Origin of the sequence: Glycomyces albidus (assembly GCF_009451885.1) — a bacterium.
Lineage (GTDB): Bacteria > Actinomycetota > Actinomycetes > Mycobacteriales > Micromonosporaceae > Glycomyces > Glycomyces albidus.
The window spans coordinates 1-9,322 of record NZ_WIAO01000069.1 but is presented as its reverse complement, the minus strand read 5'-3'; the positions used below and the strand labels follow the sequence as shown (position 1 = coordinate 9,322).

The 9,322-nt window shown below is 72.6% G+C and carries 6 protein-coding genes; 4 read left to right on the top strand and 2 right to left on the bottom strand.

Translation table 11 applies throughout. The features are described 5' to 3' along the window. The 4 genes from GFD30_RS26495 to GFD30_RS25730 all read left to right on the top strand — a co-directional run. On the top strand, positions 1-1,311 hold a 1,311-nt coding region (locus GFD30_RS26495), incomplete at its 5' end, for a glycosyltransferase family protein (protein ID WP_194202123.1). Beyond that, entirely contained in the window at positions 1,308-2,750 is a 1,443-nt protein-coding gene (locus GFD30_RS28145) for a glycosyltransferase family protein (protein WP_153028008.1), read from the top strand. The genes GFD30_RS26495 and GFD30_RS28145, both read left to right, overlap by 4 nt. Positions 2,751-2,893: 143 nt before the next feature. Beyond that, positions 2,894-4,954, top strand: coding sequence for a glycosyltransferase family 2 protein (locus tag GFD30_RS25735; RefSeq protein WP_153028007.1), 2,061 nt, complete (start codon positions 2,894-2,896; stop codon positions 4,952-4,954). 11 nt (positions 4,955-4,965) lie between these two features. Then, on the top strand, positions 4,966-6,447 hold the full coding sequence (locus tag GFD30_RS25730) for a glycosyltransferase family protein (protein WP_153028006.1): 1,482 nt from the start codon (positions 4,966-4,968) through the stop codon (positions 6,445-6,447). 22 nt (positions 6,448-6,469) lie between these two features. Here the strand turns inward: GFD30_RS25730 and GFD30_RS25725 are convergent, their stop codons facing one another. Together GFD30_RS25725 and GFD30_RS25720 are read right to left on the bottom strand one after the other, a co-directional pair. After that, the gene (locus GFD30_RS25725) at positions 6,470-7,069 is read right to left on the bottom strand and encodes a hypothetical protein (protein WP_153028005.1); all 600 of its coding nucleotides are present in this window, start codon (positions 7,067-7,069) and stop codon (positions 6,470-6,472) included. Positions 7,070-7,188: 119 nt separating this feature from the next. After that, a partial coding sequence (locus tag GFD30_RS25720; protein ID WP_227997121.1) for an acyltransferase family protein occupies positions 7,189-9,322 on the bottom strand: 2,134 nt, incomplete at its 5' end.

The following is a 9,322-nucleotide window of genomic DNA, read 5'->3' as shown; positions in this document are numbered from 1 at the left end:
GTCCGCGCCGCGCCCGGCCGGCTGCCCGCGCGCAAGCTCCGCCCGCTGCGGCGGTGGACCGCGCGGCTCAACCACGGCTTCTCCGCCACCGCGCTGCCGGAGATGTACCGCTACGTCCACAACGAGCAGGGCACGTACCTCTTCCGGGCCGCGATGCTCGAAGCGATCGTCGACTGGCGCGACACCCGCCGGCGCGAGCGGTCCGAACCCCTGCGCGGCCGCTTCGACATCGTCCTGGTCTCCAACCTGAACCTCCTGGGCGGCACCACCGCCTCGAACGCCGAGGAGATCAAGGCCTACCGGGACGCCGGCCTCACGGTCGGCCTGATCCACCACCCGGTCTACGAGTGGAACGTCGCCCGGGACGTCAACCCGAAGATCACCGAGCTCCTCGGCGAGTCCGTGGTCATGCTCCGGCCCGGCGACGAGGTCGACTGCGACCTGATGGTCATCCGGTTCCCGCCGCTGCTCATGCGGCTCATGGACGACGCCCCGGACGTCAAGCCCGCCAAGACGGTCCTCCTGGTCAACCAGACGCCGTTCGAGGCGTACGGACCCGACGGCGCCGGCAGGCACTTCTCCTGGGACGTCGCCACGGTCCGCGACAACCTCCGGTCCTGGGTCGGCGACAGCACCTGGTACGCCATCGGCCCCTCGGTCCGCGACGCGCTCGAACGCCACCACGGCGCCGAGATGGCGGGCGTCGACCTCGCCGACGAGTACTGGTACGGGTGCCTCGACCCCGACGTGTGGCGCCGCGACGGCGTCCGCGAGGCCGACGGGACCATACGCATCGGCCGGCACTCCCGCGACCACACGCTGAAGTGGCAGACCATCGCCGAGGACCTGCGGGCGACCTACCCGGACGCCGAGGACATCGAGGTCCACGTCCTGGGCGGCACCGGTGCACCGGAGCGCGTCCTCGGGCGGCTCCCCGGCAACTGGACCGGCCATCCCTTCGGGTCGGTCCCGCCCGAGGCGTTCCTGCACGGCCTCGACGTCGCCGTCTACTTCACCGCAGAGGAGTACGTGGAGGCGTTCGGCCGATCCCCCATGGAGGCCATGGCCGCGGGGCTCCCGTGCGTCCTGCCGCCGCGCTTCGAGCCCCTGTTCGGCGACGGCGGCGTCTACTGCGAGCCCGAGGAGGTCGAAGCCGTCGTGCGCGCCCTGATGGAACCCGACCGGTACCGCGAGCAGTCCGCGCGCTCGCTCGCCACGGTCCGCGAGCGCTTCTCGCACCAGGCGCTGCTGCTGCGGGTCGCCGCGCTCGGCGTCCGCGTCCCCGCCCTCCGGGAAGGCGGGCCCTCGTGACCGCGGCGGTGCTCGCGGCGGCGGGCCTCATCGCCGCGGCCGAACTCGCCGTCATCGGGGTCCTCCTCGCGTCCGTGGTCCGCCGGGCCCGCAACCTCGGCGTCCGCCGCGGACTCGAACGCGCCGCCGAGGCCGCCGGAGTCGACGCGCTCGCCGAGGACCAGGCCGAGGAGCAACGCCGGTTCCACGAGAAGTGGGCCGCGCGCCTCGAGCACGGGTTCTCCGCGACCGCGCTCGAACCGCTGCTGCGCACCGCCCGCAACGCCGACAACCCGCCCGAGTACCGGTTCCAGGTCCTCCGGACCCTCGACGCGTGGCTCCAGGCGGAGGAGCGCGCGCATGAGGCCCGCGCCGACATCGCGGTGGACGTCCTCATCGTGTCGCACTTCGGACTGCCCGGCGGGAACACCTCCGCGAACGCCGCCGACATCCGGGCGCTCACCGCCGCCGGGCTGCGGGTCGGGCTGCTGCACCACCCGGTGTACCGGTGGGACGTGACGACGCCGTTGAACCCCAAGATCACCGAGCTCGTGGACGACGAGCGGGTCGTGCTCGTCTCCGCGCACGACGCCGTCCGCTGCGACCTCACCGTGATCCGGCTCCCGACGATCATGGGCCGGCTCATGGACGACCTGCCCGAGATCACGACCGGCCGGACCGTGCTCCTGGTCAACCAGGTTCCCTTCACCTACTACGACGCGGACGGAGGCAGGCGGCCGCAGTGGGACCCGGCCGCGGTCCACGAGACCGTGCAGGGCTGGCTCGGCGACCACACCTGGTACCTCATCGGCCCCGAGGTGCGCCGGACGCTCGAACGCCACCACGGCGACGCGCTCGGCGGCATCGACGTCGCCGACGAGTACTGGTACGAGATCATCGACACCGCCGAATGGCGCCGCCCCGCCCGCCCCGCCGGCGGCGGCCCGATCCGGATCGGCCGCCACACCCGCGACGCGCCCTTGAAATGGCCCGAGACCCCCGAGAAGCTCCTCTCCTGCTACCCCGACGACCCGGCGTTCGAGATCCGGTCGCTCGGCGGCGCCGAGACGCCCCGCGAACTGCTCGGCACGCTGCCGCGCAACTGGGTGGACCTGCCGTTCGGGTCGGTGCCGGCCGCGGAGTTCCTGAGCGGACTGGACGTGTTCGTATACTTCATCGCCGACGACTGCGTGGAGGCGTTCGGGCGCTCCCCGCTGGAGGCGATGGCCGCCGGCGTGCCCTGCGTCATGGACCGGCGTTTCGAGTCGCTGTTCGGCGAGGCCGCGGTCTACTGTCGAGCCGACGAGGTCGCGGCCGCGGTGCGCGCCCTCGTCGCCGATCCGGCGGCTTACGAGGCGCAGGCGTTGCGCGCGCTCGCTAAGGTCGAGGAGGAGTTCTCTCCGGCCGCGCTGGTGCGGCGGGTCGCCCGACTCGGCGCCACGGGATCACACCACTCCTGAGCTGCCGTTTCACGGCGGTGAACATCGCACCCGGAAACGTTGAGGAGCTTTCGCCGATGTCGTGCATGCTAGGATCGCCTCGGCCCCATGCGCGCCTCTCCCCACCCGGTTTCCCTCCTCCCACGGCTGACTGAACTGCTTCGATGACCTCAACGACCTCTGCGACTCCGCTGCCCGCAGCGAACCCCGCGTCCACGGAGCCCGGCGAACCCGGCACGAGGAACACGGCACTGCGCGAAGCGCTGCTCCGGGAAGCGCGGTCCCAGCCGGTTCAAGCCCTCTACGCCACGACGGTCCGGACCCGATCCTCACTGGCCGTCGACATCGCCCGCGAACTCGCCGCCCCCGGCCTGACCCGCGACGAGCTGGTCGCCCTCGCCGAATCCAAGGACGCCGACACGTCGGCGGTCGCACCCGACCGGCTCGCCGGGTACGCCGCGGCGCTCGCGCGGCGCCGCGAGTACCAGGACGCCTACGCCCTCTTCACACTCGCCGAGCGGCTGGACCCCAAGTCGGTGCTGCCGGAGTTCCAGATCCGGTACGCCGAGGCCGCGCTCGCCGCGACCGGGTCGGCGGCCGAGGTCCTCGCACGGTTCGGCGATCTCGCGCCCAGGTGGCGGCACGCGTTCGAGGCCGACCAGGTGCACCCCGACCGCGGCGGGGACGCCGCGGCGTGGCTCGAGCGGTTCCGGGTCTTCACCGGCATGCCCGACCTCGAAGTCGCCGAAGGCGACGGCGTCCGGTTCGACCGGCTCCGCGCCGGAGCGGCCGCGCCCGTCAACGGGCAGCGGCGCATCTCGGTGATCATGACCACCTTCCGGCCCGACGAGACCCTGTTCACCGCCATCGGATCGGTGATCGCGCAGAGCTGGCAGAACTGGGAGCTGCTGCTCGTCGACGACGCCTCCGGCCCCGAGTACGGCGAGATCCTCGCCCGCGCGGCCGCCCTCGACGAGCGGATCCGGCTGTTCCGGCTCCCCGAGAACTCCGGCACCTACCGGGCCCGGAACCGGGCCCTCGTGGAGTGCAAGGGCGTGTTCGCGACCGGCCTCGACTCCGACGACTGGGCGCACCCGCGCTGGCTCGAGCGGCAGGTCGCGCCGATGCTCGCCGACCCGACCGTGGTGATGACGTTCGCGAACTGCGTCCGCGTCCGCGAGGACCTCACCGTCGTCCACACCGGACGGCCGGTGCAGGGGCCCCGCTCGACGTCGGTGATGTTCCGGACCGAGCCGGTGCGCGAGCGCATGGGCTACTTCGACGCGCTGCGCAAAGGCGCCGACACCGAGTTCCACTTCCGGTTCAAGGCCGTCTTCGGCAACCGGGCCGTCCGCAAGCTCCAGGGCGAGGTCTTCACCCTGGTGCGCCTCAGCGGCGACACCCTCACCTCCAGCGAGATCGACAACGGCTGGCAGCACCCGGCGAGGTCGGCGTACCAGTCCGCGCACCAGCACTGGCGCGAGCGGATCCGCCGCGGCCAGGCCAGCGGGTTCATCGAGGCCGACGCGCCGCGGCGGGAGCTGTACGCGCCGAGCCTGAACCGCGGGGTCCGCCTCGACGGGCGCGCGTTCGACGAGCTGTATGTCGTCGACTGCCGCTTCTGGGAGGACGGTCAGCGCCTCGCGGTCGAGCAGGCCCGCGAAGCCGCCGACGCCGGCAGGACCGTCGGCATCGCGCACGTCGAGTCGCTGCTGCGGCTCCGCGCCGAGGTGCGGCATCTGCGGCCCGAGATCCTCGACTTCCTCAACGAGCGCTTCCACGGCGACAACCCCGTGGAGTTCGTCGCCCCCGTCGACCGGGTGTCGGCCGAGCGGCTCGTCGTGACCGACCCGTCCCTGTGGGAGGGACGCGGCGACGAGTTCGCGTTCACCGCGGCCCGCACCGAGGTCTGGGAGCGGACGATCCGCCCGACCTCGTCCCAGTCGGTCGCCGCGATCCTGTCGGCGAAGCGCGACGCGGCGGACCGGGCCGAGGCCCGGCCGGAGCGGAAGGGCCCGTGCCGCGCCCTGGTCGCGGCCTGCGCCGCCGCGTTCGCGCTGCTGTGGGCCGGCGCCGTCGCGAGCTGGTTCATCGCGGGCGCCGACGCCGCTGCGGCGCTGACGTTCACGGCCCTGTCCGCCTCGGGCGTGTTGGCCGTCGCCGCGCTGTCCTCGGCCGGATTCCCCAGGTTCAAAGCCCTGCTGCGGCGGGCGGCCCGCCGATGAACGGAGCACGCATGCGCACTGCGAGGCGGCTCGCACTCGCCGGGACCGCGTTCGGAGCGGTCACGGCCGCCGCCGCGGCCCTGGCGCTGACCGGTCCGCCCGCGGTGTACCTGCCCGCGATGGGCGCCGTCCTTGCGGGCGAGGCTGCGCTCGTGGTCTACCTGCTGCGCAACCGGATGCGGGACTCCGGTGTCGCCAGCCCGCTGCAGCTGCTGTCGCGGCGGCGGCTGCGCGCCGCTCAGCGCGAGACCCGCGCGCTCGCGAACGTCCGCAAGTGGGAGGAGCGCCTCGACGCCGGCTTCGCGACCGCGGCGACACCTGCGCTCCGGTCGATCGCCGCCGACGGCGGCCACACGCGGACGGTCCGCCGCGCCGCGGCCGCCGCCCTCGCGCGGCCCCGTCCGGCGGGACCGGGCGCCGCGGAGCGGTACGACGTCGTCATCGCCTCGAACTTCAACCTGCCCGGCGGCACGACCTCCTCGAACCTCAACGAGATCGCCATGCTCAAGGCCGCGGGACTGCGCGTGGGCCTGGTCCACAACCCGCTGTTCGAGATGCACCCCGGCCGGCCCCTGAACGCGAAGGTCCTCGACGCCGTCGACGGCGACCGGGTCCGGATCGTCGGCGACCGCGCGAAGGTCTCGTGCGACCTGCTGCTCATGCGGTTCCCGCCGTTCGCCTCGCAACTGCGCGACGACCTGCCCGAGATCGACGCCGGGCACCGGATGCTCGTGGTCAACCAGGCCCCCATGACCTACTACGAGGGCGGCGTCGGCCGCAAGCGCGTGTGGGACGTCGACCGCGTGCACCGCAAGCTCACCGACTGGATCGGCGAGCACCGCTGGGTCACCGTCGGCCCGCTCGTGCACCAGGCCCTGCTCGACCACCACGCCGACGAGCTCGAGGGCGTCGACCTGTCCGCCGATCACTGGTACCCGTCGATCGACCTGAAGTCCACGCCGGTCCGGGGCGACCACCCCGTCGGCGACGTCGTGACGATCGGCCGGCACTCCCGCGACCACCTGTCGAAGTGGCCCGAACTCGCGACGCACCTGCGCGCCTGCTATCCGGCGGACCCGGGCTTCGCGATCCGCGTCCTCGGCGGCGTGGAGGTGCCGCGGCGGATCATGGGGCGGCTGCCGTCCAACTGGACCGGCCACGCCTTCGACGAGATCGCCGTCGGGGACTTCCTGCGCGGCCTCGACGTGTACGTGTACTACACGTGCTCGTCGTGGCTGGAGGCGTTCGGGCGCGCGCCCGTCGAGGCGATGGCCGCGGGCGTCCCGGTGGTCCTGCCGCCGGTGTTCAAGCCCGCGTTCGGGTCGGGGGCGCTGTACGCCGAGCCCGCCGACGTGGCCGCGCTCGTCACCGAGCTGACCGGCGACCACGACCGGTACCTGGAGCAGCGCGAAGCCGGCTTCGAGACGACCCGGCGGCTGTTCAGCCACGAGGCCCACAGCGAGCGCTTCCGCGCCCTGGGGCTCGACCTCTGAGCCGGCGGCCGGCCCGCGGGCGTCAGGCCGCGGCGGCCGTGAACGCCTCGGGGAACGGGAACGTCGAGGTCAGCTCGCCGCACGCGGCGTCGACCTGGGCGTAGTGGGCGTCCCAGGAGCAGGTGACGTTGATGAGGTACGGCCCGGCGAACACGAAGTGGTCCTGCCACTTGACCTCGACGCCGTCGACCACGACCTCGCCGTAGCGGTAGATCCCGTCCTGGCGGTGCACGATCGTCGGGTAGTAGTTGTCCAGCGAGATGAGCTGGTTGAGCTTCCCGAAGTAGTCCGTGACCAGGGTCGCCTGAGTCTCATAGGTGGACGTGTCGGTGCCCTCGCTGAGCAGGTACGAGGTGACCTGGATCCGGTCGAAGCCGCCTTCGGCGCCCGCCACGTAGAACGTGTACGTCACGTGGTTCTCGGCGAAGAGGACCTCGCGGTCGGCGCCGCTCGCGTCCGCGGTGAACCCGGTCGGCGGGGCGAGTTCCAACTCGACGGGCGCGGTGGGCGCGGCCGGCGCGGTCGACTCCTCGGCAGGTTCCTCGCCGGTGCCCGGGTCGTCGCCGGTGCAGCCGGCGGCGAACAGCAGCACGAGTGCGGCGAGTGCGGTCAGCCTGCGCATGGGGCGTTCCTCTCAAGGGGGCTCGGGCTCCCGACGGGGAAGGGATCGATACACACTGTACCAAGCGCGGTCCAGGGCCGAGGCCCGCGAGCAGCGCGCCGAAGCGGCTGCGCCACAGGTCACAACGGCGGTAGCTGCTCCTCGAGGAGCTGGGTGAGCGACCGCGCGTACGGGGTGCTGATGTGGTGGGAGTCCCGGTACACCAGGGTGTTCCCGGTGATCACCGGGCAGGCTCCGGCGTAGCAGAACCAGCCGACGGTCTCGATCACCGTGGCACCGGCCTCCTGCTGCGCGGCCATGGCGGCCTCGCGGTTGCCCGAGTCGTCGACGGCCTCCGCACGCGGCATGACGCAGTTCTCGACCGCGTCCTGGTGCAGTGCGACGCAGTCGGGGATCGGTTCGCCGGTCGGGCTGCGGGGCGTGTCGGTGAGGACGACGGTCTGCTCCGCGGAGGCGGTGATGCGCGCGAGCGTGTCGGTCCAGCCCTGCGCCCAGCGCTCGGGGCTGTCGTCCTCCCAGTCGACCAGCGCCGGCGCGTCCTCGCTGCTGAGGATCACCATGGCCGGCTTGATCTCGTCGATCTCACCGAAGACGTTGCCGCGCCACTCCTCGCAGCCGCTGTACTCGCCGCCGACGATGTCGTTGTGGACGGTCACGCTCGCGGGCGTGCACGCGCTCTTGGTGCGCGAGACCAGCCGCCAGCCCCGCTCGGCCGCGATCGGCTCCAGCGCCGGGAACCACTGGGCCGCATGGGAGTCGCCGACGAGCATGACCGTGGTCTGGCTGTCGGGGTCGCCGAACGCGCAGTCGTCGGGGAGTTCGGTCGTGTACGCGTCGAGGTGGCAGCCGTTGTCGTAGATCTCCGGCGCGTCGGTGGTGGCCGCGGTGAGCGACGGCTCGAGGTCGGCGGGGACCGTGGAGACCGCGAGGCCCTCCTGGAGCCGCAGCTCGATCTGGGAGACGTCCTCGACCTCCTCGACCGCCTCCAGGTCGACCGGCTGCTCCTCCGGCGGGACCTTCCCGAACCCGACCGTGAGCACCAGCACCATCGCGATGCCCAGGAGCGAGCAGGCGACGCCGGTGACCAGGCCCCACAGGTTGCTGGTCTTCAGCGGCCGGGCGTTGCGGATCGGCTCCTCGATGTACAGGTAGGACAGTTGCGCGACGGCGATCGTCGCCAGCAGCAGGACCGAGTTGAACCCGACGGTGGGTTCGGCGTCGACCGCGAGCGGGATGAGGATGAGAATCGGCCAGTGCCACAGGTAGAGGCTGTAGGAGATCTTCCCGACGTACTGGAAGGGGCCGGTGCCCAGGAGCGAGCTGGCGGGGTTCGCGGCGCCCGAGCCCGCGGCGATCACGGCCATCGTGCCGAGGACCGGCAGCAGGGCCGTGTACCCGGGGAACGGCGTCGACTCGTCGTACAGGATCCCGGAGGCGACGATCGCGGCCAGGCCGGCGATGCCGAGGATCCACGCCAGGGCCGCCGGGATGCGCTTGAGCGCCGGGAGCGTCAGGGCCAGGAGCGCGCCGCCGGCGAGCTCCCAGATGCGCGTGTGGGCCGCGTAGTACGCGGTCGGCTGCGACACCTGGGTGACGAGGACGGACAGGACCAGGCTGAGCGCGAAGATCCCCGCGCACGCGCCGATCGCGGCGTTGACGAGCTTGCGGGGGCTGCGCTTCGCAAGGGCGAGCAGGCCGATGAGCAGGAGCGGCCAGACGACGTAGAACTGCTCCTCGACCGCCAGTGACCAGTACTGCTGGAACGGCGAGGGCATCTGGTCGGCGTTGAGGTACTCGGTCTCGGTGGCGACGAACCGGTAGTTCACGGCGTACACGATGACGGTGAACGCGTCCTGCATGACCGCTTCGAGCCGGGTGACGGGGAACCACAGCCACGCGCCGATCACGGTCGCGATGGTGACGGCGCTGGCGGCGGGCAGGATCCGCCGGGCGCGGCGGGCGTAGAACCCCGCGATCGAGATCTTCCCGGTGTCGAAGACCTCTTTGACCAGGAGGGAGGTGATGAGGAACCCGGAGACGACGAAGAACACGTCGACGCCGACGTAGCCGCCGGCGGCGAACGAGAACCCGACGTGGGACAGGAGCACGAGGGCGACGGCGACGGCGCGCAGGCCCTGGATGTCGGGGCGGAAGCCGACGCCTTCCCAGCGCTGCGGCGGCCGGGCCGGGGCGGGCCGCGGGTGGGCGCCGGTGGTGCGCATCGGGCCGCCCGGCGCGGCCGGTGCCGCCGGC